The organism is Enterobacter cloacae complex sp. ECC445, from assembly GCF_021892025.1.
Classification (GTDB): Bacteria; Pseudomonadota; Gammaproteobacteria; order Enterobacterales; family Enterobacteriaceae; genus Enterobacter; species Enterobacter chengduensis.
The window spans coordinates 336,028-359,583 of the sequence record NZ_JAKLRZ010000003.1 but is presented as its reverse complement, the minus strand read 5'-3'; the positions used below and the strand labels follow the sequence as shown (position 1 = coordinate 359,583).

Here is a 23,556-nt window from a genome sequence, read left to right as displayed (position 1 = left end):
ACAATACCGAGTTTTCCGGTGGTTGAAATCAGGCTAAAATGACAGTTTATCGCTAATATCGGACAAACTGATGATTGGTCTGGGACTGGACGGCTACGATCCCGATAGCCAGCACGATGCGGCCGCCGCGTTTCGCATCCGCGTGGTGGCGGAGGAACAGTATATTCCCCGACACCATCACCGTAAGGGGCAGCTGATTCTGGCTCTCGGCGGCGCGATCACCTGCGAAGTGGAAAATGCCATGCTGATGGTTCCGCCCCAGTATGCCGTCTGGATCCCCGGTCAAATGCCGCACAGCAACCGGGCCACGCCGGGCGCGCAGCTCTGCTTTTTGTTCATTGAACCGGGGGCGACAGGCTTGCCCGACCGCTGCTGCACCCTGAAAATCTCTCCCCTGGTGCGGGAGCTGATTTTGTCCCTCGCGGAAAAAACGCGTGAGCAGCTCTCTCTTGCGGCCACATCGCGCCTGGTGGACGTCCTGTTTGACGAGCTGCCGCTCCAGCGTCAGGAGCATCTGCAGCTGCCCGTTTCACCTCATCCTAAAATCAGGCTGATGAGCGAGAAGATGGCGGACGATCCCGCCGCCTGGCAGACGCTGGCGCAGTGGGCAAGCCACTTTGCCATGAGCGAACGCAACCTGGCGCGGCTGGTGGTGAAAGAGACCGGTTTAAGCTTTCGCCGCTGGCGCCACCAGCTACAGCTCATTGTGGCCCTTCAGCATCTGATCGGCGGGAAATCGGTCCAGCAGGTGGCCCACTCGCTGGGCTATGACTCGACCACCGCGTTTATCACCATGTTCAAGAAGGGGCTGGGCCAGACGCCGGCGCGTTATATGGCCAGCCTGACTACGACTTCCCAATAAGCAGCGAGACAAGGCCAGCCGCAATCAGCGGGCCGACCGGCACGCCGCGAAAGAGCGCCACGCCCAGAACGGTGCCCACCAGCAGACCCGCCACCAGCGAGGGCTGGCTGCTCATCAGCGTGACGCCGCGACCGCCCAGCCACGAGACAAAAATTCCGACCGCGATCGCCACCAGCGATTTCCAGTTTACGAACGAGTGCAGCAGCGTTGAGGCAGGAAGCGTGCCGCTGGCGATGGGCGCCATCACCCCAATGGTTAAGATGATGATCCCGATGGTGAGGCCCTGTTTTTCTATCCACGGGAAAAAGGTGTTAAGCGGGGTCACGCGCACAATGATAAGCACCAGAATCGAGATGGCGACGGTGGTGTTATGGCTGACAAAGCCAAGCGCGGCGAGTGCCAGAAGAATAAGCAGAGTAGGGTCAAACATAGGGAATCCTTGCCAGAATAATTAACCTGTTTACTGTACGCGCAAACGCGGCGGAGAACAGTTTCAAAAAGATTTTATCGTTGTCATAACCTTGTCATTTACGCGGATTAAAACGAAAGCAGATATCGCAAAAGGGTCGCCATCATGAACGATCACATGTTTGTGGAAACGCTAATTATCTCCTCATCGTTTTTCGCTATTGCCGTTATTCTCGTCGCCTCCGTGCTGTTCCTGGAAAGAAACGGCTGACGGGGTGCCAGCCAATACGGTTACGCTTTATGGAAGGTCACCAGCTCAGGACGGGCAATGCGCAGGTAATCCTGAGTATCCATAATCACGGATTTCTCCAGCAGGCCGGCGTTAAACGCGATCTCGTCGAAGCGCTCGAACAAAAGCGGGTCGGCAACCAGCGCCAGGTCAGGATGGAAGCTAAAGGGCGGGATAGCGCCGAAAACGCAGGCGGTCAGGGCATCGACTTCCGCCGGGCTGGCGAGGGAAGCCTTTAGTCCGCCAAAATGGCCGGCAAGCCGGCTCAGGTCAGCCTGCAGATCGGCGGCGAGGATCGCCAGAACGTGTTTTTTTACGCCGTTTCCCTTCACCTTGCACACCAGCGCTTTTGCACCCTGGCGCAGGTCGGTTCCGCGAATTTCACTTACCGCTTCACATTTCCCGACCGCCTCGTGCTCCATAACGCGAAAGCGCGCGCCCTGCTCGGTGAGTAAGGCAATCAGCTGCTGGTGAGTGTCTGTTCCAATAACGTCGTCAGTCATAACGATTTTCCCGGTGATAATTCAGTACGCGACTGCCTACATTAGCACGGGATGAACGGGGTCGAAAGAAAACAGCCAGCGGGTTCGCTGGCTGTGGGGTTAGGCGTTGCTGGTCGCAGACTGCTTGTGGAACAGCTCCCTGAACACCGGATAAATGTCATCCTGATCGCGGATGTGCTGCATGGCAAAATTATCAAACATCGACTGCAGATGTTCATACTCCCGCCACAGGGTCTGGTGCGCGCGACGGGTGATTTCGATATAGCTGTAGTAACGCACCACCGGCAGAATTTTCTTCGCCAGAATTTCGTGGCACAGCGGCGAGTCGTCGGCCCAGTTATCGCCGTCCGAGGCCTGGGCAGCATAGATATTCCACTGCGACGGGTCGTAACGCTCTTTCACCACCTCATCCATCAGCTTCAGGGCGCTCGAGACGATGGTGCCCCCGGTCTCCTGCGAGTAGAAGAACTCATGCTCATCCACCTCCTTCGCCTGGGTGTGGTGACGGATATAGACCACCTCCACGTTCTTATAGGTTCTGCTCAGGAACAGATAGAGCAGAATATAAAAACGCTTCGCCATATCTTTGGTGGCCTGATCCATCGAGCCGGACACGTCCATCAGACAGAACATTACCGCCTGGCTGGAGGGCTCGGGACGTTTTTCGTAGTTCTTGTAGCGCAGGTCGAAGGTGTCGATAAACGGTACCCGTTCGATCTTCGCTCTTAGCTCAGCAATCTCTTTACGCAGGCGCTCCTCTTCCAGCAGTTGCGCCGGTTCCGTGTTTTCCACCACCTTCAGGCTGCTCTCCAGCTCGCGCAGTTCGCGACGTTTGCCTGCCGTCATGGCCGTGCGTCGCGCCAGCGAATTCTGCAACGAACGCACGACGCTGATGTTGGCGGGCACGCCGTTGGCGGTATAGCCCGCGCGATGGGTTTTATACTCATTAAGCTGACGATGCTGATTCTTTTTCAGATTCGGTAGCGCCAGGTCTTCGAACAGCAGGTCGAGATATTCATCTTTTGAAATCTGGAAGACGAATTCGTCCTGACCTTCACCGTCCTGGCTGGCCTGTCCCTGACCGCTTCCTGAACCACCGCCGCCGCCCTGAGGGCGCTCAATTCTGTCGTTCTGAACGAAGTGGTCGTTACCTGGGTGTACGCGATGGCGCAGGCCGCCTCGCCCCTGATGAAACATCGGTTCGCTGATGTCATCGGTGGGGATGGAGACAGACTCGCCGCTGTCGACGTCGGTCACCGAGCGTTTGTTGATGGCCTCGGAGATAGACTGTTTAATTTGCGCTTTATAACGGCGCAAGAAGCGCTGGCGGTTTACCGTGCTCTTGTTTTTGCCGTTAAGACGCCGGTCAATAAACCAGGTCATATACCCCCCGTACTGCATTTGCCAACTCTATGCTGCGCGTGTAGTGCCGGATGCGCGGCGCGTATCCGGCCTACGGTTCGTTATTGCAGGCCCCGGCGTGGAGCCTTTTGTTTTAAGACGATTTACGCACGCGCAGGTACCATTCGCACAGCAGGCGGACCTGCTTGCGGGTATAGCCTTTTTCCATCATACGGTCGACAAAATCGTCGTGCTTTTTCTGCTCATCGGTTGAGGTTTTGGCATTAAACGAGATCACCGGCAGCAGCTCTTCGGTATTGGAGAACATTTTCTTCTCAATGACCGTGCGCAGCTTCTCGTAGCTGGTCCAGTTCGGATTGCGCCCGTTGTTATGCGCTCTGGCGCGCAGGACGAAGTTCACAATCTCGTTACGGAAGTCTTTCGGGTTGCTGATCCCGGCAGGCTTCTCGATTTTTTCCAGCTCCGCGTTCAGGGATTCACGGTCAAACAGCTGGCCGGTATCCGGGTCGCGGTACTCCTGATCCTGGATCCAGAAGTCAGCGTAGGTGACATAACGGTCGAAAATGTTCTGCCCGTATTCTGAATAGGATTCCAGGTAGGCCGTCTGGATCTCTTTGCCAATGAACTCGGCGTATTTCGGGATCAGGTAACCTTTCAGGAACTCAAGGTAGCGCTCAGCCTGCTCCTGCGGGAACTGTTCGCGCTCGATTTGCTGCTCCAGCACGTAGAACAGATGCACCGGGTTGGCCGCCACTTCCGCATGGTCGAAGTTAAAGACGCGGGAGAGGATCTTAAACGCAAAACGCGTGGACAGACCGTTCATCCCCTCATCAACCCCGGCGTAGTCGCGGTACTCCTGATACGACTTCGCTTTCGGGTCGGTATCTTTCAGGCTTTCTCCGTCATAGACGCGCATTTTCGAATAGATGCTGGAGTTTTCCGGCTCTTTCAGACGCGAAAGGATTGAGAAGCGTGACAGCGTTTCCAGCGTGCCGGGCGCGCAAGGCGCGTGCACCAGCTCACTGTGGTTAAGCAGTTTCTCGTAAATTTTGATCTCTTCGGAGATCCGCAGGCAATAAGGCACCTTGACGATGTACACGCGGTCAAGGAAGGCCTCGTTGTTTTTGTTGTTACGGAAGGTCACCCATTCAGATTCGTTCGAGTGGGCGAGAATAATCCCGTTAAACGGCAGGGCGGAAATACCTTCCGTCCCGTTGTAGTTTCCTTCCTGCGTTGCCGTCAGCAGCGGGTGAAGCACCTTGATAGGCGCTTTAAACATCTCGACGAATTCCATAATCCCCTGGTTAGCACGGCACAGCGCGCCCGAGTAACCGTAGGCATCCGGATCGTTTTGCGCGAAGTTTTCCAGCTTACGAATGTCGACTTTACCCACCAGCGCCGAGATGTCCTGGTTGTTCTCATCACCCGGTTCCGTTTTGGCAATCGCGATCTGTTCCAGGATAGACGGCCACACTTTCACCACGCGGAATTTGGTAATGTCGCCACCAAACTCGTGCAGACGTTTTGCCGCCCACGGCGACATGATGGTGCCGAGATAGCGACGCGGGATGCCGTACTCTTTATCCAGAATTTGTGCATCCTCCTGCGGATTGAACAGGCACAGGGGATGGTCATTCACCGGGCTGCGCTCGCCGTTGGCGCTGAGCACGTAGATAGGCACGCGCTGCATCAGCGACTTCAGGCGTTCCGCCAGCGAGGACTTACCGCCGCCCACGGGGCCGAGTAAATAGAGGATCTGTTTCTTCTCTTCCAGACCCTGAGCGGCATGCTTCAGATAGGAGACAATCTGTTCGATAGCGTCTTCCATTCCATAGAATTCTTCGAACGCCGGATATCGGGCGACCACCCGATTCGAAAAGAGACGGGAAAGCCGTGGCTCCAGGGCAGTGTCAACCATGTTTGGCTCACCAATAGCCATCAATAGCCGTTCTGCCGCATTGGCATAGGCACTGCGATCTTGCCGACAGATGGTAAGAAACTCCTGCAGTGCGAACTCTTCGTCCTTGGCAGCTTCATAGCGCTGGCGATAGTGATCGAATATATTCATGGCATGCCGTCCTTTCGTTTTTTAGCACAGGATAAGAGCCGTTCGTATGAGTAGTGGAGGCTCCCGGAAGAGAATCTCTCGCACCTCACTGCCAGAGCAGCAACCTGTGTGCCAGGTCGGACGCTAAGAACCGCAGGGTGTTCAGGAAAACTCTTCTTAAATTAAAGCGTAGATGGCATTTGCAAAACTTGCATGCCCATAAAATCTACTTTCAATGACATATCAATAACTCATCCAAAAATTTCCACCGTCGTTCTAAGACAAAAGCACGTTTTTCATTCAGCGGTCATATAAATGAAAGCAGGCTGTCATCTGTAAAGTTAAAAATAACGGGTTAATCAGACTGATTAGCAGGCAAAAAATTTTGGGATGTACGGGATTGGCGGTTACACTTCACACGCTGATTATTTGACTACAGGAAAGAATGGATTGTGACCAAACTCAAACTTCTGGCATTGGGCATCCTTGCCGCGACCGCAGTAAGCACCGCGCAGGCGGAAAGTCAGTGGACGGTTGGCGCGGGTGTTGGCGTCATTAACAGCCCGTACAAACAGTATGACCGTGACGTTTACCCTGTTCCCGTTATCACCTATGAAGGGGATAACTTCTGGTTCCGCGGGCTGGGCGGCGGCTACTATCTCTGGAACGATACGGCCGATAAGCTCTCCATCATGGCCTACTATGATCCGACGCACTTCAAGCCGGGTGACAGCGACAGCAACGCGCTTCGCCGACTCGACAAGCGTAAAAGCTCGATGATGGCCGGGCTATCCTATGTACATAATACCGAATATGGCTTCCTGCGTACTGCCCTGGCGGGTGACACGCTGGATAACAGCAACGGCTTTATCTGGGACCTGGCGTGGCTGTATCGCTACACCAACGGTGGGTTTACCCTGACGCCGGGTATCGGTGTGCTTTACAGCAGCGAGAACTACAACGACTACTACTATGGCGTCTCTAAAAATGAGTCCCGTCGCAGCGGTCTGAAGAGCTACAGCGCAGACGACGGCTGGGATCCGTACCTGGAGCTGACCGCGAGCTATAACTTCCTCGGCGACTGGAGCGTGTACGGCACCGGCCGTTATGAGCGCCTGAGCGACGAAGTGAAGGATAGCCCGATGGTCGATAAGTCCTGGGCTGGTATCTTCTCTGTGGGCGTGACCTACAAGTTCTGATTGTGCATTAATTCAGTGCAATCATTGCATCAAAACGGGGCGCTTGCGCCCCGTTTGCTTTTTTGTGGTGCGGGGTGATTAACGCTTCACAATGCGAATCGTCTGCCCTAAACGAGACGGCTTTTCTTCGCTCGCTTTCTGAGGGGCGGTCACGCAGGCCGTTTCCACGCAGACGAACGTTTTGTATCCGTCATCCGGAACGTCGGCCATGCTGACAGACAATGCCGGGCCCGGGTTCCAGCCCACCACGTTGCTGTGATGATGATGAACCACCTCAATGCCGCGGTTCAGGGCACCGTCGTGGATCATGCTGCACGCTTCCGGGTGCAGATAGACGCGGTCGGTGCGGTCAGGGAACGCCTGAACGCCATCGCTCAGCTTGCCTTCCTTCGCGTTATCAACTTTGTCGATGAACGTATCGCCGAGGCCGCTCACCTTCACGGCGTTGATGTCGCCCACGTTGAAGTAGGTGTGCAGGGCAGAGGTGGTTTCGAACTCACCGTGGGCTTCCAGCTCAATTTCGCAGGTTTTACCCAGCTTGAAGCGGGCGTACAGCGTGAAATCATGCGGCCACAGGGCGCGGGTTTCATCGTTAGCCTGCAGCTCAAAGGTTAGCACGGCGCCGTTGTCGTCTTCGTTGTGCGCCTTCAGCGTCCACTGCTGGTTACGGGCAAAACCGTGAGAAGGCAAACCCGGCTGCGCAGACGGACCGAACCACGGCCAGCAGATCGGTACGCCACCGCGAATGGCAGCCCCTTTTTTGAAGGAGGTGGCATCGCTCAGCCACAGGCCTTCGGCTTCGCCTTCCGGTTTCCAGGAGAGCAGGTGAGCGCCGTTCAGCGCTACGGAGGCTTTGACGCGCGGGTGGTCAACGACGATCACGTCGGCACCGTCAATCTGACGGCGGGAGAGCACAGGGGTAAGTTGTTCGACTACCGGAAGTGCAAAAATTTTATTAATCATTAAGCAATCCTCTGTCTAAAAAACAATAAAAAAGGCGACCGAAGTCGCCTTTTTGGATCAAACACTCATCTCAACTTATTTGGAGATGTGAGCGATCAGGTCCAGTACTTTGTTAGAGTAGCCGGTTTCGTTGTCGTACCAGGATACCAGCTTAACGAAGTTGTCGTTCAGTGCGATACCTGCTTTAGCATCGAACACGGAAGTGCACACTTCGCCGTTGAAATCGGTAGAAACAACGTCATCTTCGGTGTAGCCCAGAACGCCTTTCATTGCGCCTTCGGAAGCAGCTTTGATTGCTTTCTTAATTTCTTCATAAGAAGCAGCTTTTTCCAGACGAACGGTCAGGTCAACAACGGATACGTTAGGGGTTGGAACGCGGAACGCCATACCGGTCAGTTTGCCATTCAGTTCTGGCAGTACTTTACCTACAGCTTTAGCAGCACCGGTAGAAGATGGGATGATGTTCTGCGCTGCGCCACGGCCGCCGCGCCAGTCTTTGTGAGACGGGCCATCAACGGTTTTCTGAGTCGCGGTGGTCGCGTGAACGGTAGTCATCAGACCTTCGATGATGCCGAAGTTGTCGTTGATAACTTTAGCCAGCGGTGCCAGGCAGTTGGTGGTGCAGGATGCGTTAGACACGATATCCTGGCCAGCGTAAGTTTCGAAGTTTGCACCACGAACGAACATTGGGGTGTTGTCTTTGGAAGGACCGGTCAGAACAACTTTCTTCGCGCCTGCAGTGATGTGTTTACGTGCAGTTTCGTCGGTCAGGAAGATACCGGTTGCTTCAGCAACAACGTCAACACCGATTTCGTTCCATTTCAGGTTAGCTGGGTCTTTTTCAGCAGTAACGCGGATGGTTTTGCCATTAACAACCAGGTGGCCGTCTTTCACTTCAACGGTGCCGTCGAAACGACCGTGAGTTGAGTCGTACTTCAGCATGTACGCCATGTATTCAGCGTCCAGGAGATCGTTGATACCAACGATTTCGATGTCAGAACGTTTCTGAGCAGCACGGAAAACAATACGGCCGATACGGCCAAAACCGTTGATACCTACTTTGATAGTCATATATTCCACCAGCTATTTGTTAGTGAATAAAAGGTTGCCTGTAAAATTACAAAAACCTTACGCAGCGTCAAGCGGAATCGTGTCAATCATTGCGACAAATCAATCCTGTGACTAACGTTTGTGCGACTGACTCGCCTCACTTTCCCTTTGAGCTTGCAACCACATGGGGGCTGCGCCCGGGATTTTAAAGTCCTCGCAGGATAAAAATGTGAGCATGGTCACAATTGCCTGACTGCCTTTTCGCGACACATAAGTTTAGAACAAAAGTGCACGCAAGGGTGTTAATGTTTTGTTAGAATCCGGGTTAAAAGATGTCTGTTTCTACAGCGAGATGTAAGCATATGTCGAACCAACGTAACCCTGATGATTTGAAAAAAAACCTCACAGAAATGCAGTTTTACGTGACGCAGAACCACGGCACGGAACCGCCGTTCACCGGGCGTTTACTGCACAACAAGCGAGACGGCGTCTACCACTGTCTGGTCTGCGATGCCCCGCTGTTTAACTCACAAACGAAGTTTGATTCCGGCTGCGGCTGGCCGAGCTTTTACGAGCCGGTGAGCGATGAGGCCATCCGCTATCTGACCGACTCGTCGCACGGCATGGTGCGCACGGAAATTCGCTGCGGCAACTGCGATGCGCACCTTGGCCACGTCTTCCCGGATGGCCCTCAGCCCACGGGCGAGCGTTTCTGCGTGAACTCTGCCTCAATGAGCTTCACTGACGACGAAAACGGCGACCAGGTGAAGGGTTGAAAAAACGATTCAGCAAATTATTCCTCTAAAAGGGCGCGAGTGTGAATATTGATGACATGATTAGCGGTATGACGCCGGAGATTTATCAGCGTCTGGTGACCGCCGTAGAGCTGGGAAAATGGCCCGATGGCGTCGCGCTGACGCCGGAGCAAAAAGAGAACAGCCTGCAGCTGGTGATGCTGTGGCAGGCGCGCAATAACACCGACGCGCAGCACATGACGATCGACACCCAGGGCCAGATGGTGATGAAGAGCAAGCGCGAGCTGAAAGAGGACTTCGGCATCGCGCCGAAGCCGATTGCGACGATGAAAATGCAATAACGGTGCGGGAGGATGCCCTCACCCAACCCTCTCCCACGGGGAGAGGGCTTGATTGTCTTACTACTTATGCGGGATCTCGAGCGACGCCGCCAGCTGCTTCGCTAACTGGTTTTCGTCGTCCGCGCCGTACTCCCAGAACATGGCTCCGGCGAGACCCTTCTTCTTGATGTAGTCAGCTTTGACCGCCACAGAACGCGGGTTCTCATACGAAATCGCAAACAGCGCGCTGCCATCGGCACCCTTCACCGAGAGCCACGGCACTTTCGCCTGGTCGTCCCAGTGCTCGGTAAAGCGCTTCTGCGGATCGTTCAGCAGCTTCTTCACGATATCGTTGTACTTCACGTAGGTATCTTTGGTCAGGTCATAGCCAAGAGACTTGAACAGCCCGATCTCCTGAGGGCCAAAGTAGGGCTGGGTCACCGGATTTTTTTGCGCATCCGGTTTGGTCCAGTCGATCCCCGGTTCCACGGCGCGTTTCGGCACGCGGCCATAGAAACCTATCCCCAGGTTCATCTGCTGCGGCTTCAGCCCGGCGGCCAGATAGTTGTTGACCACAAAATCGACGCTGTATTTGTCAGCGGCAGCCACCGTCGGCCAGGCGCTGGAGTCATACAGGTTGGCATTGAAGTACTGCGTACCGTACGCCATGTCGTAGGTCATCAGGTTGATGTAGTCGAGCAGGGGGGCGATGGCGTTGATATCCACCCAGCTTTTCGGACTTTCCGCATTCGCGCCTACCGCAATGGTGACCAGCTTTTTATGTCCGAACGCGTCGCGCATCTCTTTCAGCAGGGCGGTAAAGTTATCCCGGTCGGCAGGCGTGCTGGCAACCAGGCCCCAGGCGCCGTTGACCGGATACTCCCAGTCGAGGTCGATCCCGTCCAGACCGTATTTATCGACAATCTCCTGCGCGGAGCGGATGAACACCGCGCGCGTCTCCTTAGTCGCCGCCGCACCCGAGAAGCCGCGAGCGCCCCAGCCGCCAACGGAGAGCAGCACCTTAAGGTTTGGATTTTGCTTGCGCAGGGTTGGGATTAACGTGAGATCGGATGCCACTTTTGGCGATAGCCAGATCTGATGCAGCTTCGCCGGATCTTTCAGCGCGGCGTTGGTTTCGTCTTTTTCGTCGTTATAGACCAGACCAAACGAGTAGTTCAGGTGAGTAATCTGGCGAACGTCCAGTTTGTTGATATCGCCGCCCGGTCCGGCGGTGACGTCGCCACCCCCATTGAAGTAGCCCACCGACATCAGGGGCGCAGCGAAAGCAAGTGACGTGCAAAGCAGGGGTAATGCTGCCAGCAAGGGCAAACGTTTCATATAAGTTCCTCTTTGACTTAATAAAATTAACCACGCCACGGAAAAGGCGTGGCGAAAAAACAGCCTGGAGAGAATAGCATTGCCGCTTCGCTGAGGATGCGAGGGAGTTCACTTTATGGGAGAACGGAGTGGGTTGTTTTGCTACAAAACCAGAGAAAGTAGGCCGGGTAAGGCGAAGCCGCCACCCGGCTAAAAGGCTTACGCCTGCGTTTCCAGCCAGTCTTCAAGCGTATACAGCGTCGCGCCTTCCGCCGCCATATCCATAAACGCCTGAGCGCTGTCCTGCGGGTGAATGTTCACCCCGCGGCAGCCGTCGGTGATGACGCTGACGGTATAGCCCAACTGGAGCGCATCCAGCACGGTGAACTTCACGCAGTAGTCCGTTGCCAGGCCCAGCACGATCAGCTCCGTGATTTCGTGGTGACGTAACCACGCGTCCAGGGCCGTTTTCTGACGATGCCCGTTATCGAAAAACGCGCTGTAGCTGTCGATAGCCGGGTTTTCGCCTTTGTGGAACACCGCGTCGATGGCCTTCTGATTCAGGAGCGGATGCAGCGCCGCACCTTCCGTCTGCTGTACGCAGTGATCCGGCCAGAAGGTTTGCGCCAGCCCGTCGAGTTCACCCTGGGTGAAAGGCTCGACGTCGTGCTGGCTGGCAAAGCTGCCGTGGTTCACCGGATGCCAGTCCTGGCTTGCGACAACCGCTTCACCGCGGGCTTTGCACCAGTCGAGCAGCGTGTTGGCCACGTCAACGGTGCTGTCACCCTCGGCGACGGCCAGCGCGCCGCCCGCGCAGAAATCATTTTGCAAATCGACCAGCAGCAGGGCGCGTTGCTTCATGAGGCCTCCTTATTCGTCAGGCGTCAGTTCGCCGCGCAGGTTTTGCATCATCGCGCTGCGAATGGACTGAATGTCCAGATCCTGACTCAGTAAATAGTGAAGTTTAGTCAGCGTTGCCTCAACGGTCATATCGAAGCCGCTGATCACCCCCGCATGCGCCAGCGCGTTACCGGTGGCATAGCCGCCCATATTCACTTTACCGGACATACACTGGGTCAAGTTCACCACCACAATTCCGCGCTCGCTGGCTTCCTGAAGCTCCTTCAGGAACTCGCCGTTCTGCGGCGCATTGCCCACGCCGTAGGAGCGCAGGATCAGCGCCTTCACCGGCTGGCGCAGAAAGTTACGCACCACGTCGGCAGAGATACCCGGGTAGATGGTGACCACGCCAATCGGCTGTGGGGTAATCGGATGCACAATCAGCTCGCCCGCGGTATTCGGTGCAGGAGGCGTTCCCAGACGACGGATATGGATCCCGGCCTCCAGCAGCGGCTGCAGGTTAGGGGAGGCGAAGGCGTCAAAACCGTCGGCGTGGGCTTTGGTGGTGCGGTTGCCGCGATACAGACGGTTGTTAAAGAACAGCGACACTTCGTTAATCGGGTAATTCGCCGCCACGTAGAGGGAGTTCAGCAGGTTGATCTGCCCGTCAGAGCGCAGCTCCGCCAGCGGGATTTGCGACCCGGTGACGATGACCGGCTTGCTCAGGTTCTCCAGCATGAAGGAGAGCGCCGAGGCGGTAAACGCCATGGTGTCGGTGCCGTGCAGGATCACGAAGCCGTCGTACTGGTCGTAATGGGCTTTAATATCATCCGCGATGTGCTGCCAGTCCTCCGGCGTCATGTCGGAGGAGTCCATCAGCGGCTCGTATTCGTGGATAGTAAAGTCAGGCATTTCCGGGCGGTGGAACTCAGGCATCAGCGCAAGCTGACGCTGAAGGTGCCCGGAGACGGGGATATAGCCATTTTCAGAGCGCTGCATACCGATGGTACCGCCAGTGTAGGCTACATAAATCGATTTCTTCTGCATGGTAGTGAGTTCTTGTTCTTCAAAAGAAAAAAATCCCCTCTTCGCGGGAAGAGGGGACGGTTTTTAGCGGACGTTCGCGCAGGTCAGGCAAAACGCGTAACGACTCTGTGGATCGTTAAAGGCCGCAAGCTTGTCGCTCTCTGCCTTCATCGCTTTTGCCGCCGTGGCGACCGGCGCAGGCAGGTAAGCCTGCAGCGCTTCCGGCAGCATGGCGCGTACCGAGCCGGACATGCTGTTCATGACCATATCGAAGAACGACGGTTCGTCCTGGTAATACTCGATATGCCACTGCTTCAGCTTCGCCAGTTCGGCGGCTTTCTTCACCGCGTCATCGAAGTCGCCCAGGCTGTCCACCAGACCGTTGCTCTTCGCATCCTGACCGGTCCAGACGTGGCCCTGCGCAATCTGGTCGATCTGCTCAGGCGTCTTTTTACGCGAGTCGGCCACCAGGGTGATAAAGCGTTTATAGCCGTTCTCAATGCTGAGCTGCATCATCTCCGAGACTTCCGGCGGCAGGGATTTGGTCACCGACACATCCGCCAGCGGAGAGGTCGCTACGCCATCGGTATGCACGCCCAGATAATCCAGGCTGTTCTCTACGGTGTTGATCACCCCGAAGATGCCAATCGAGCCGGTCAGCGTGCTTGGGTTAGCCACGATGTAGTTGGCTGGCGTGGAGATCCAGTAACCTCCGGAAGCGGCCATTCCGCCCATCGACACCACCACCGGCTTGCCGGCGGCGCGCGCTGCGGCCAGCTCAGCACGGATCACCTCGGAGGCGCTGACGCTGCCGCCAGGGCTGTTGACCCGCAGGACAATCGCCTTCACTTTCGGATCCAGGCGCGCATCGCGAATTTGTGACGCGGTCGTATCGCCGCCCACGTTCCCCGGAGTCTCCTGACCGTCCATGATGGCGCCGTTGGCAAAGACCACCGCGACGCTGTCACCGCGGTCGTCCGGTTTTTTCGCAGCGTAATCATACATGCTGATGGCGCTGTAATTTTTGTCCTCTTTGCTCCAGCCAAACTGTTTGCTCAGGGATTTTTCAATCTCGGCGCTGGTGCCCAGGGCATCAACCAGTTTGTTATCGAGGGCATATTTCGCGGTGTCGCCGTCAACTTTACGCAGGCCTTCCAGCACGCCCTGCGCGCCCGGGAACACCTGCTCGGGCGTCATCTGGCGGTTCGCGGCAACGGTGCCCAGATAGTTCTGCCACAGCTCGCCAATCCAGCGGCTGTCCGCTTCGCGGGCGGCAGGGGACATGTCGTCGCGGATAAACGGCTCGACGGCAGACTTATACGTGCCGACGCGGAAGACGTGGGTGGTGACCTTCAGCTTGTCGAGGAGCGATTTGTAGTACAGGCCGTTGGTGGCAAAGCCGTGCAGATCGACCGTACCCTGCGGGGAGAGCCAGATTTTATTGGCGAAGCTCGCCAGATAATATTGCCCCTGACTGTAGCTGTCGCCCACGGCAATCACCGGCTTGCCGCTGTCGCGGAATTCGCGCAGCGCTTTACCGATATACTGCATAGAAGGCTGATCGCCGCCGGCAAAATCTTTCAGATCCAGCACGATGCCGGTGATGTTGCGGTCGTCTTTGGCCTGGCGGATGGTGTCCACGATATCGAACAGGGAGTTTTCCTGCAGACGGTCTGACGTGGCGCCAAACAGCTGACGGCTGATGACGCCCAGACGGTTGCTGGCTGACGGTTTATCCACGATTACGCCGGTGATATCCAGTAACAGCGCCCCGCGAGTGGAATGCTGCGCCTGATTCGCGTTACTGATATGCATCCAGATGCCCGCGCAAACCAGAACCAGGAAGATGAAGAAGATGTTCATCACCAGGTTGCGGACGAAGTTGAGCAGTCTCCACGTCCATTTAAAGAAACCGGCAATGATTCGCCAAAGGGTTCGCATGTATTCTCCCTAACCAGAAAATGACTGTTTCCGTCGCCACTGGACGGTAATGTTGAGTTATCGTAATGACCCAACCGCCACTTGTCAGCAGGAATCGCCTGCCAGGCTGTAACAAAATCTGCCGCCGTGTTAATTTTGTGAGTAAATTTCAAGAAAGGAGTTAACCAATGGACGCACTCGAACTGCTTGTTAACCGCCGTAGCGCTTCCCGTCTGGCCGAACCTGCCCCGGCAGGCGAGCAGCTGGAGAACATTCTGCGTGCCGGCATGCGTGCCCCCGATCACGGCACGCTGCAGCCGTGGCACTTCTTTGTGATTGAAGGCGAAGGCCGCGATCGTTTCAGCCAGCTGCTGGAGCAGGGCGCGATTGCCGCCGGGCAGGATGAGAAAGGCATCGACAAGGCGCGCAATGCTCCGTTCCGCGCGCCGATGATTATCGCCGTCGTGGCGAAATGCCATGCGGACCATAAGGTGCCGGTCTGGGAGCAGGAAATGTCCGCAGGCTGTGCGGTGATGGCGATGCAGATGGCCGCCGTCGCGCAAGGGTTTAACGGCATCTGGCGCACCGGTGCGCTGACCGAAAGCCCGGCGGTTCGCGACGGTTTTGGCTGCGGCGAGCACGACAAAATTGTCGGTTTCCTCTACCTCGGTACCCCGCAGCTTAAAGCCTCCAGCACCATCAGCGTGCCGGACACCACGCCTTTCGTCAGCCGCTTCTGATAACCCGCGCTAAACTGTCTGGATTCTGAGCATCCGCCGCAGAATTCAGACAGTCATACTTACCTCTTTATGGAATGAGCGCTACCATAGCGCGATTGAGATGACAGGAGACGTCCATGAGCGAGCAAACCATTCGTTTAACGCAGTACAGCCACGGAGCCGGTTGCGGTTGTAAAATTTCCCCTAAAGTGCTGGAGACCATCCTGCACAGCGAACAGGCGAAGTTTGTCGACCCGAACCTGCTTGTCGGCAATGAAACGCGTGACGATGCTGCAGTTTATGACTTAGGTAACGGCACCAGCATTATCAGCACCACCGACTTCTTTATGCCGATTGTCGATAACCCGTTCGACTTCGGGCGCATTGCGGCCACCAACGCCATCAGCGATATCTTCGCCATGGGCGGTAAGCCGATCATGGCGATTGCCATTCTGGGCTGGCCGATCAACACCATCCCGCCGGAAGTCGCCCGCGAGGTGATTGATGGCGGGCGTTTCGCCTGCCAGCAGGCGGGAATTGCGCTGGCCGGCGGTCACTCGATTGATGCCCCTGAACCTATCTTCGGCCTGGCCGTTACCGGGGTGGTGCCGACCGAGCGCGTGAAGCGCAACAGCACCGCGCAGGCGGGCTGCAGGCTGTTCCTCACCAAGCCGCTGGGCATTGGCGTGCTGACCACCGCCGAGAAAAAATCCCTGCTGAAGCCGGAGCACAAAGGGCTGGCAACCGAAGTCATGTGCCAGATGAACCTCGCCGGTGCGGCATTCGCCAATATCGACGGCGTGAAGGCGATGACCGACGTCACCGGTTTTGGTCTGCTGGGGCACCTCTCGGAAGTGTGTCAGGGCGCGGGCGTGCAGGCGCAGGTCTGGTATCAGGACGTGCCGAAGCTGCCGGGCGTGGAAGCGTATATTGCGCAGGGCGCCGTTCCGGGCGGTACCCAGCGCAACTTCGCCAGCTACGGTCACCTGATGGGCGAAATGCCTGAGGAGTGGCGCAACCTGCTGTGCGATCCGCAAACCTCCGGCGGCCTGCTGCTGGCGGTCACGCCGGAATCCGAAGCCGAGGTTCAGGCGACCGCTGCGGAGTTCGGTATCACCCTGACGGCGATCGGCGAGCTGGTGAGCGCGCGCGGTGGCCGACCGATGATTGAGATCCGTTAATTCGATGCGGTTGTTTATTGCCGAAAAGCCGAGCCTGGCCCGCGCCATTGCCGACGTGCTGCCTAAGCCGCACCGAAAGGGCGACGGCTTTATCGAATGCGGTAACGGGCAGGTGGTCACCTGGTGTATTGGTCACCTGCTTGAGCAGGCGCAGCCGGACGTCTACGACAGCCGCTACGCCCGCTGGAATTTGAACGATCTGCCCATCGTGCCGGAAAAATGGCGCCTGCAGCCCCGTCCCTCCGTCACCAAACAGCTCAACGTGATCAAGCGCTTCCTGCATGAAGCCGATGAAATCGTGCACGCGGGTGACCCGGACAGGGAAGGTCAGCTGCTGGTGGATGAGGTGCTGGACTACCTTGAGCTGGCGGCGGAAAAGCGCCAGCAGGTGCAGCGCTGCCTGATTAACGACCTCAACCCGCAGGCGGTGGAGCGAGCCATTTCGCGCCTGCGCGCCAACAGCGAGTTTATCCCGCTCTGCGTCTCGGCGCTTGCACGCGCTCGCGCCGACTGGCTGTACGGTATCAACATGACCCGCGCCTACACCATTCTTGGGCGTAACGCGGGCTATCAGGGCGTACTCTCCGTGGGCCGCGTGCAGACGCCGGTGCTGGGGCTGGTCGTGCGTCGCGACGAAGAGATCGAGAACTTCGTCCCCAAAGATTTCTTTGAAGTGAAGGCGCATATCGTCACGCCGAAAGACGAGCGCTTTACCGCCGTCTGGCAGCCGAGCGACGCCTGCGAGTCTTACCAGGATGAAGAGGGGCGGTTGCTGCATCGTCCGCTGGCGGAGCATGTGGTTAACCGCATCACCGGTCAGCCCGCTATCGTGACCAGCTATAACGATAAACGGGAATCAGAACCTGCGCCGCTGCCGTTTTCGCTGTCGGCCCTGCAGATTGAGGCCGCGAAGCGCTTTGGCCTGAGCGCGCAGAACGTGCTGGACATCTGCCAGAAGCTCTATGAAACCCACAAGCTCATCACCTACCCGCGTTCGGACAGCCGCTATCTGCCGGAAGAGCATTTTGCCGGTCGCCATTCGGTGATGAACGCCATTAGCGTGCACGCGCCGGACCTGCTGCCGCAGCCGGCGGTGAACCCGGACACCCATAACCGCTGCTGGGACGATAAAAAGGTGGATGCCCACCACGCGATTATCCCGACGGCGCGCGCCAGCGGCGTTAACCTGACGGATAACGAAGCGAAGGTCTATAACCTGATCGCCCGACAGTACCTGATGCAGTTCTGCCCGGACGCCGTATTCCGTAAGTGCGTGATTGAGCTGGAGATTGCTAAAGGCAAATTCATTGCCAAAGCGCGCTTCCTCGCGGAAGCCGGCTGGCGCACGCTGCTGGGGAATAAAGAGCGTGACGAAGAGAACGACGGCACGCCGCTGCCGGTGGTCGCCAAAGATGACGAACTGCTGTGCGAAAAGGGCGAAGTGGTTGAACGTCAGACCCAGCCGCCGCGCCATTTCACCGATGCGACGCTGCTGTCGGCGATGACCGGGATCGCCCGCTTTGTGCAGGATAAAGATCTGAAGAAGATCCTCCGCGCCACCGACGGTCTGGGGACGGAAGCAACGCGCGCGGGGATCATCGAGCTGCTCTTTAAGCGCGGTTTTCTCGAGAAAAAAGGGCGCTATATCCATTCGACAGAGCCGGGCCGCGCGCTGATTCACTCGCTGCCGGAGCTGGCCGCCAGGCCGGACATGACGGCGCACTGGGAATCGGTGCTGACGCAGATCAGCGAGAAGCAGTGCCGCTATCAGGACTTTATGCAGCCGCTGGTCGGGACGCTTTATCAGCTGATCGATCAGGCGCGCAGCACGCCGGTGAAAACGTTCAGAGGAATGGTTGCACCCGGTGGCGGCGCGAAGAAACCGTTTAAAAAGAAGAAAAGCGCGGCCTGATACGCCCGGTTTTCGCCCTCTCCCTGTGGGAGAGGGCGCCCGGCCGCATGATATAAACTTTAAATCACGCCCTGCCCAATCATCGCGTCCGCCACCTTCACGAACCCGGCGATATTCGCCCCGCGCACGTAGTTGGTTTGCGACGCTTCACCGCCGTACTCCACGCAGGCGTGATGAATATCGAGCATGATGTGGTGCAGGCGCGCATCCACCTTTTCCGCCTTCCAGCCGAGACGCGCGGCGTTTTGCGCCATCTCGAGCCCGGAGGTCGCCACGCCGCCTGCGTTAGCGGCCTTGCCCGGTGCAAACAGCACGCCCGCTTCCAGGAACAGATCCGTCGCGTCTATGGTGGTCGGCATATTCGCCCCTTCGGCCACCGCTTTTACGCCGTTGCTAATCAACGTACGCGCGGCCTCCACGTCCAGCTCGTTCTGCGTGGCGCACGGCAGGGCGATATCCACCGGCACGCCCCACGGCTGTTTCCCTTCCAGATAGGTCAGGCCAAACTCGCGGGCATAATCCGCCACCCGGCCGTCGCGGCTGGCTTTGATGTCACACAGGCGCGCCAGTTTTTCCGCCGTGAAGCCCGCTTCATCCACCACCGTGCCGCTGGAGTCAGAGGCGGTCACCACGCGAGCGCCAAACTGCATCGCTTTCTCAATGGCGTACTGCGCCACGTTACCGGAGCCGGACACCGCGACGCGCATCCCTTCAAAGCCTAAACCGTGACGCTTGAGCATGGCCTCGGTGAAGTAGACCAGCCCATAGCCCGTGGCTTCCGGGCGGATCAGGCTCCCGCCAAACGACAGCCCCTTGCCGGTAAAGACGCAGGCGCTGTTGTTCGAGAGCTTTTTCATCATCCCGGCCATAAAGCCCACTTCGCGTCCGCCCACGCCGATATCACCGGCAGGCACGTCGGTATCCGGGCCGAGATGGCGCCAGAGTTCGGTCATCAGCGCCTGGCAGAAACGCATGACTTCACCTTCGCTTTTGCCCTTCGGGTCGAAATCGCTGCCGCCTTTCCCGCCGCCCATCGGCAGCGTGGTGAGGGCGTTTTTAAAGGTCTGCTCGAAGCCGAGGAATTTCAGGATCGACAGGTTGACGGAGGGATGAAAACGCATGCCCCCCTTAAACGGACCAATGGCCGAGTTAAACTGCACGCGCCACGCGCGGTTGACCTGCACCTGGTTGCGATCGTCCACCCAGGCCACGCGGAACTGGATCACCCGCTCGGGCTCGACAAGGCGTTCAAGCAGCGACATCTGGCGATAACGCGGGTTTTGTTCAAGGAAGGGCCACAGGGTGGTCATCACTTCACGCACGGCCTGCGCGAACTCGCTTTGGTGCGGGTCGCGCTGCTGAACGTGGGCAAGGAAACTTTCCAGAGAGCGTGTCTGATCCATAGATATAAGAACCTCTTATAATAATGTTTGCCTATGACTTATGCGATTTGTGTTGTTTTTTTGACTATACCACCCGTACTGCTTTGTGAGGCAAGCATAAATTTATAAGGAAAGGGAAATTAATGACCCGAGTCGGGTCATAACAAAAAGCGATGATGCGTTAAATTAAAGGTTCTGCGCGATTTACCGTTATAGTCATTATCAGGACATAACAGGAAGGTAAGTCTATGAACCGTTACGTAATGGGCGCGTTAGCCTTAATGCTGACCGCAGGCGCGCAGGCTGACCGCCTTCGCCCGGATGTGGAAGTGAATGTACCGCCGGAGGTGTTTAGCGCCAGCGGCCAGAATCAAACGGTGCAGCCCTGCAATCAGTGCTGTATCTATCAGAATCAGAACTACTCTGAGGGGGCGGTGGTGAAAGCGGAGGGCGTGCTGCTGCAGTGCCAGCGCGACGAGCGCACTGTCAGCACGAACCCGCTCGTCTGGCGTCGCGTAAAGCAATAAACGCTTCCAGGAGCGGAATATCCGCGGGGGCTAAGGCGTAGCTAAACGCCTCTTCCGGCGTACACCACGCGAGCGCGCTGTGGTAGTGCGCCGTGAGCTCGCCGCGAAAGGCAGGAACGTGCCAGGCGTGCAGGTTGATTACGCGCTGCGAGACTTCCCGCTGGTGGCTTGCCACGTATTGTCCCGGCAGGGCGTCAATCCCCAGCTCCTCACGCAGCTCGCGGACAAGCGCCTCGGGCTGGGTTTCACCCGCCTCCACTTTGCCGCCGGCAAATTCCCACATTCCGGGCTGGTCGGCGTGGGCAGGGCGCTGCGCGAGTAAAATGTTGTCGTCTTTTTCGATGATGGCGGCAACGACATCGAGTGTTTTCAGCATGGTCGTCAATAATTGATGGCAAAAAAAGACATATTATCGTGCCCTTTCTCAGAGTCCAGCTATCAGGAGAATCAGGTGAAAGAGACGAACGCCTGGGTTGCCCCCCTCGAATCCCTTCCCGCCAGCCTTAAGCCAATTGCCGCCATGCAGAAAAAGCATTTTGGCGCGGTGCTGAATCCCACCCGCTGGTGGGGGCGCATGCCTCGTCTGTTCTGGCTGGTGGCGCTGTTCGTCGGCTTTCTGGAGCGTCGCCGCGCGCGCCTGACGCCCGCGCTTCGTTCGCTGCTCATGACGCGGGTGTCCCAGCTCTGCCACTGCGCGTTCTGTATTGATGCCAACAGCCTGCGGCTGGCCGAGCGCTGCGGGGCGCTGGATAAGGTGCAGGCCGTGGGCGACTGGCAAAATTCCGCCTTGTTTACGGAGCAGGAGCGCGCGGCGCTGGCCTACGCCGAGGCGGTGACCGCCACGCCGCCCCATGTGGACGAGGCCATCAGAACGGCGCTGAAGCGCCACTTTACGGATGACGCCATCACCGAGATGACGGCGCTCATTGCCTTTCAGAATCTCTCCGCCCGCTTTAACGCCGCGCTGGATATTCCGGCGCAGGGGCTGTGCGCCACGTTTACAGGGAAGCCCGATGCTTGACCGTCACCTCCACCCGCGGGTTAAGCCCGTTCTGCATCGTCTGGTTTCCGTGCTGGATAAGCCGGGCATCACCCCCGACGGCTTAACCCTGACCGGGTTTGCCGTTGGCGTGCTGGCGCTGCCGTTTCTGGCCCTCGGCTGGTATCCGGCGGCGCTGGTCGCCATCGTCCTGAACCGCCTGCTGGACGGTCTGGACGGCGCGCTGGCGCGCCGCAGAGGATTAACAGATGCGGGAGGGTTTCTCGATATTGCGCTCGATTTTCTGTTCTACGCCCTCGTGCCGTTTGGCTTTGCGCTGGCAGCACCCGCTGAGAACGCGCTGGCGGCCGCCTGGCTGCTGTTTGCGTTTATCGGGACCGGCAGCAGCTTTCTGGCCTTTGCGGCGCTGGCGGCAAAACACGACATCGACAACCCCGGCTATGCGCACAAGTCGTTTTACTATATCGGCGGGTTAACGGAGGGAACGGAGACTATCGCGCTGTTCGTGCTGTGCTGCCTCTTCCCGGCGCACTTTACGCTGTTCGCGTGGGTATTCGGCGCGCTGTGCTGGCTGACCACCACAACGCGCGTCTGGAGCGGCTACGTGACGCTGAGGTCACTTAATTCTTAGCGCTATCTGGCCCGCGTTCACCGGTGGTCACCGGGTTTTGCGGGTGGCTGCTCCATTCGTACCACCCGCCGTCATAGACGGCGACGTTTTTCCAGCCCATCGCCCGGGCGTACATAAAGGTTTCGGACGCCCGCCAGCCGGTGCCGCAGTAAAACGCGACCTGCTGTTCCGGCAGGATATGCCACGTTTTCCACATGGCGGCGATGTCGTCAGCGCTGCGCATGGTGCCATCCGGGTTATGGAAATCCTCCATGTGGGTGGCATCGCTGCCCGCGTGACCCCAGCGGGCACCGGCAATCTCACCTTTTGGCTTGATGTAGCTGTAGCCGCTGGTTTCGCCGATGAACTCCGGCCACGAACGAATGCTGACCAGGGAGGCGTCCTGACGGTGCAGCATGCCGCGCGCCTGGTCCATATCGACCATCAGCTGCGGCTGGCCGGGGATCGGCGCGCCGAAATCGGGCGCAGGCGTCACGTTCGCGGGCGTGCCGCGCTCAACCGGCAGACCGGCATCTGACCACGCCTTCCAGCCGCCGTCGAGAATACGCACGTCCTTCACGCCCGCATACAGCATAATCTGCGCCACGCGCGCGGCGGCGTAGACGTCGCGGCCATACAAAATGACGGTGGTATCGTGGCGGATCCCGTGCTTCGCCAGCATCGCTTTCAGCCTGTCGTCGGAGACTTTATTCCACAGCGGCTCGCTTTCCACCTCGTTGGTATCGATATAGCCCGCGCCGGGAATGTGGCTCAGCAGGTAAAGCTTCGGCGCGCCCCAGGCGGCTTCAATCACTTTCCAGTCACCCGCAGGCGCGGCGGTCACGGGTTTACCCTGCTGGAGGCGCTGGATCCACTGCGGGTAAACCAGCTGTTCAAAATGGGGCAGGCGCTGAAGGCGGTCGGGCGTCTGCAGCGCGTCGCTGAGCAGCGAAACGTGGCGGAAACCGGCTTTCTCCAGGCGGGCTTTCACCGCCCGGTTATCGGTCTCGTCGCCGTAGAGCGCGATGGCCGCTGCGGGCGTCAGCTGATGCTGTTTTGCCCAGCGCGCAATCTGCTCGTCGCTCATTGCGCTAAGCCAGCTGGCCGCAAGGTTAAGGGCGGCGGGTTCATGCCCGGAGGGGCCGCTCAGGGTCTGCGGCCAGCCGTTGTAGAAGGCGCTGGGGCGGGTGTCGACGGGCGTGCCGTGCTGCGCCTGAAGCTGGGACAGCGTCATCGCGTTGGGCATATCAGCCGCCAGAGAGGAAAAAGAGGCGAGGCCGCAGAGCAGGGCCTGCGCGGTCAGTTGAGAAACACGTTTCATCGAATAGCCTGACGTCAGTAAAAGAGGGGGGCATTGTCGTCTC

Annotated in this window: 24 protein-coding genes; 11 read left to right on the top strand and 13 right to left on the bottom strand. The window is 57.8% G+C overall.

Features of this window, described 5'->3' with window-relative positions:
• Window positions 1-70: 70 nt before the first annotated feature.
• Window positions 71-862, top strand: coding sequence for an AraC family transcriptional regulator (locus L6R44_RS05255; protein ID WP_032639772.1), 792 nt, complete (start codon window positions 71-73; stop codon window positions 860-862).
• Here the strand turns inward: L6R44_RS05255 and L6R44_RS05250 are convergent.
• The gene (locus tag L6R44_RS05250) at window positions 846-1,292 is read right to left on the bottom strand and encodes a DUF441 domain-containing protein (RefSeq protein WP_032639773.1); all 447 of its coding nucleotides are present in this window, start codon (window positions 1,290-1,292) and stop codon (window positions 846-848) included. The genes L6R44_RS05255 and L6R44_RS05250 overlap by 17 nt on opposite strands.
• A gap of 144 nt (window positions 1,293-1,436) precedes the next feature.
• Between L6R44_RS05250 and yoaI the strand changes: the two genes are divergently transcribed.
• Window positions 1,437-1,541 (top strand): small membrane protein YoaI, encoded by a 105-nt coding sequence (gene yoaI / locus L6R44_RS05245; RefSeq protein WP_086379903.1) that lies wholly within the window; start codon window positions 1,437-1,439, stop codon window positions 1,539-1,541.
• A gap of 20 nt (window positions 1,542-1,561) precedes the next feature.
• Here the strand turns inward: yoaI and L6R44_RS05240 are convergent, their stop codons facing one another.
• The 3 genes from L6R44_RS05240 to yeaG form a co-directional block, all read right to left on the bottom strand.
• Complete coding sequence (locus tag L6R44_RS05240; protein WP_237423485.1) at window positions 1,562-2,062, bottom strand: YbaK/prolyl-tRNA synthetase associated domain-containing protein; 501 nt, start codon at window positions 2,060-2,062, stop codon at window positions 1,562-1,564.
• 99 nt (window positions 2,063-2,161) lie between these two features.
• Window positions 2,162-3,445, bottom strand: a complete 1,284-nt coding sequence (locus L6R44_RS05235; RefSeq protein WP_045327013.1) for a YeaH/YhbH family protein — start codon at window positions 3,443-3,445, stop codon at window positions 2,162-2,164.
• A gap of 112 nt (window positions 3,446-3,557) precedes the next feature.
• Entirely contained in the window at window positions 3,558-5,492 is a 1,935-nt protein-coding gene (gene yeaG, locus L6R44_RS05230) for a protein kinase YeaG (protein WP_237423484.1), read from the bottom strand.
• 431 nt (window positions 5,493-5,923) lie between these two features.
• On the opposite strand from yeaG, the gene L6R44_RS05225 reads away from it, so the two are divergent.
• Window positions 5,924-6,670, top strand: a complete 747-nt coding sequence (locus tag L6R44_RS05225) for a MipA/OmpV family protein (RefSeq protein ID WP_032639792.1) — start codon at window positions 5,924-5,926, stop codon at window positions 6,668-6,670.
• Between the two features lie 78 nt (window positions 6,671-6,748).
• On the opposite strand, the gene L6R44_RS05220 is transcribed toward L6R44_RS05225, so the two are convergent.
• Window positions 6,749-7,633, bottom strand: coding sequence for a D-hexose-6-phosphate mutarotase (locus tag L6R44_RS05220; RefSeq protein ID WP_237423483.1), 885 nt, complete (start codon window positions 7,631-7,633; stop codon window positions 6,749-6,751).
• A gap of 75 nt (window positions 7,634-7,708) precedes the next feature.
• On the bottom strand, window positions 7,709-8,704 hold the full coding sequence (gene gapA, locus L6R44_RS05215; RefSeq protein ID WP_014831506.1) for a glyceraldehyde-3-phosphate dehydrogenase: 996 nt from the start codon (window positions 8,702-8,704) through the stop codon (window positions 7,709-7,711).
• Between the two features lie 341 nt (window positions 8,705-9,045).
• Between gapA and msrB the strand changes: the two genes are divergently transcribed.
• Both msrB and L6R44_RS05205 read left to right on the top strand, forming a co-directional pair.
• On the top strand, window positions 9,046-9,459 hold the full coding sequence (gene msrB / locus L6R44_RS05210) for a peptide-methionine (R)-S-oxide reductase MsrB (RefSeq protein WP_029739831.1): 414 nt from the start codon (window positions 9,046-9,048) through the stop codon (window positions 9,457-9,459).
• Window positions 9,460-9,500: 41 nt separating this feature from the next.
• Window positions 9,501-9,779, top strand: coding sequence for a YeaC family protein (locus L6R44_RS05205; RefSeq protein ID WP_237423482.1), 279 nt, complete (start codon window positions 9,501-9,503; stop codon window positions 9,777-9,779).
• Between the two features lie 60 nt (window positions 9,780-9,839).
• On the opposite strand, the gene L6R44_RS05200 is transcribed toward L6R44_RS05205, so the two are convergent.
• The 4 genes from L6R44_RS05200 to sppA all read right to left on the bottom strand — a co-directional run bounded on the left by L6R44_RS05200 (window position 9,840) and on the right by sppA (window position 14,882).
• Window positions 9,840-11,096 carry a glycoside hydrolase family 18 protein gene (locus tag L6R44_RS05200; protein ID WP_237423481.1) on the bottom strand — a complete coding sequence of 419 codons (1,257 nt, stop codon included), beginning with the start codon at window positions 11,094-11,096 and terminating at the stop codon, window positions 9,840-9,842.
• Between the two features lie 198 nt (window positions 11,097-11,294).
• The gene (gene pncA / locus L6R44_RS05195) at window positions 11,295-11,936 is read right to left on the bottom strand and encodes a bifunctional nicotinamidase/pyrazinamidase (protein WP_237423480.1); all 642 of its coding nucleotides are present in this window, start codon (window positions 11,934-11,936) and stop codon (window positions 11,295-11,297) included.
• Window positions 11,937-11,945: 9 nt separating this feature from the next.
• A complete protein-coding gene (gene ansA, locus L6R44_RS05190; protein ID WP_008500705.1) occupies window positions 11,946-12,962 on the bottom strand; it encodes an asparaginase in 1,017 nt (338 codons plus the stop codon).
• A 63-nt stretch (window positions 12,963-13,025) separates the two neighbouring features.
• Window positions 13,026-14,882 (bottom strand): signal peptide peptidase SppA, encoded by a 1,857-nt coding sequence (gene sppA, locus L6R44_RS05185; protein WP_237423479.1) that lies wholly within the window; start codon window positions 14,880-14,882, stop codon window positions 13,026-13,028.
• A gap of 167 nt (window positions 14,883-15,049) precedes the next feature.
• On the opposite strand from sppA, the gene L6R44_RS05180 reads away from it, so the two are divergent.
• The 3 genes from L6R44_RS05180 to L6R44_RS05170 all read left to right on the top strand — a co-directional run bounded on the left by L6R44_RS05180 (window position 15,050) and on the right by L6R44_RS05170 (window position 18,673).
• Window positions 15,050-15,601 (top strand): NAD(P)H nitroreductase, encoded by a 552-nt coding sequence (locus L6R44_RS05180; RefSeq protein ID WP_237423478.1) that lies wholly within the window; start codon window positions 15,050-15,052, stop codon window positions 15,599-15,601.
• 116 nt (window positions 15,602-15,717) lie between these two features.
• Complete coding sequence (selD, locus tag L6R44_RS05175; protein ID WP_237423477.1) at window positions 15,718-16,761, top strand: selenide, water dikinase SelD; 1,044 nt, start codon at window positions 15,718-15,720, stop codon at window positions 16,759-16,761.
• Window positions 16,762-16,765: 4 nt separating this feature from the next.
• Complete coding sequence (locus tag L6R44_RS05170) at window positions 16,766-18,673, top strand: DNA topoisomerase III (protein WP_237423476.1); 1,908 nt, start codon at window positions 16,766-16,768, stop codon at window positions 18,671-18,673.
• A gap of 59 nt (window positions 18,674-18,732) precedes the next feature.
• On the opposite strand, the gene gdhA is transcribed toward L6R44_RS05170, so the two are convergent.
• On the bottom strand, window positions 18,733-20,076 hold the full coding sequence (gene gdhA, locus L6R44_RS05165) for an NADP-specific glutamate dehydrogenase (RefSeq protein ID WP_032639807.1): 1,344 nt from the start codon (window positions 20,074-20,076) through the stop codon (window positions 18,733-18,735).
• A gap of 227 nt (window positions 20,077-20,303) precedes the next feature.
• On the opposite strand from gdhA, the gene L6R44_RS05160 reads away from it, so the two are divergent.
• Window positions 20,304-20,582, top strand: coding sequence for a YnjH family protein (locus L6R44_RS05160; RefSeq protein WP_032639809.1), 279 nt, complete (start codon window positions 20,304-20,306; stop codon window positions 20,580-20,582).
• Here L6R44_RS05160 and L6R44_RS05155 read toward each other — a convergent pair.
• Window positions 20,542-20,958: a pyrimidine (deoxy)nucleoside triphosphate diphosphatase gene (locus L6R44_RS05155; protein WP_032639811.1), complete on the bottom strand. Its 417-nt coding sequence runs from the start codon at window positions 20,956-20,958 to the stop codon at window positions 20,542-20,544. The two genes, L6R44_RS05160 and L6R44_RS05155, sit on opposite strands and share 41 nt — an antisense overlap.
• A 75-nt stretch (window positions 20,959-21,033) precedes the next feature.
• Here L6R44_RS05155 and L6R44_RS05150 point away from each other — a divergent pair, with 75 nt between their 5' ends.
• Window positions 21,034-21,603 carry a carboxymuconolactone decarboxylase family protein gene (locus tag L6R44_RS05150; protein ID WP_237423475.1) on the top strand — a complete coding sequence of 190 codons (570 nt, stop codon included), beginning with the start codon at window positions 21,034-21,036 and terminating at the stop codon, window positions 21,601-21,603.
• Window positions 21,596-22,213, top strand: coding sequence for a CDP-alcohol phosphatidyltransferase family protein (locus tag L6R44_RS05145; RefSeq protein WP_045327028.1), 618 nt, complete (start codon window positions 21,596-21,598; stop codon window positions 22,211-22,213). Before L6R44_RS05150 ends, L6R44_RS05145 begins: the two co-directional genes overlap by 8 nt.
• Here L6R44_RS05145 and L6R44_RS05140 read toward each other — a convergent pair.
• Entirely contained in the window at window positions 22,203-23,513 is a 1,311-nt protein-coding gene (locus L6R44_RS05140) for a sulfurtransferase (RefSeq protein ID WP_237423474.1), read from the bottom strand. The genes L6R44_RS05145 and L6R44_RS05140 overlap by 11 nt on opposite strands.
• Window positions 23,514-23,556: the final 43 nt, after the last annotated feature.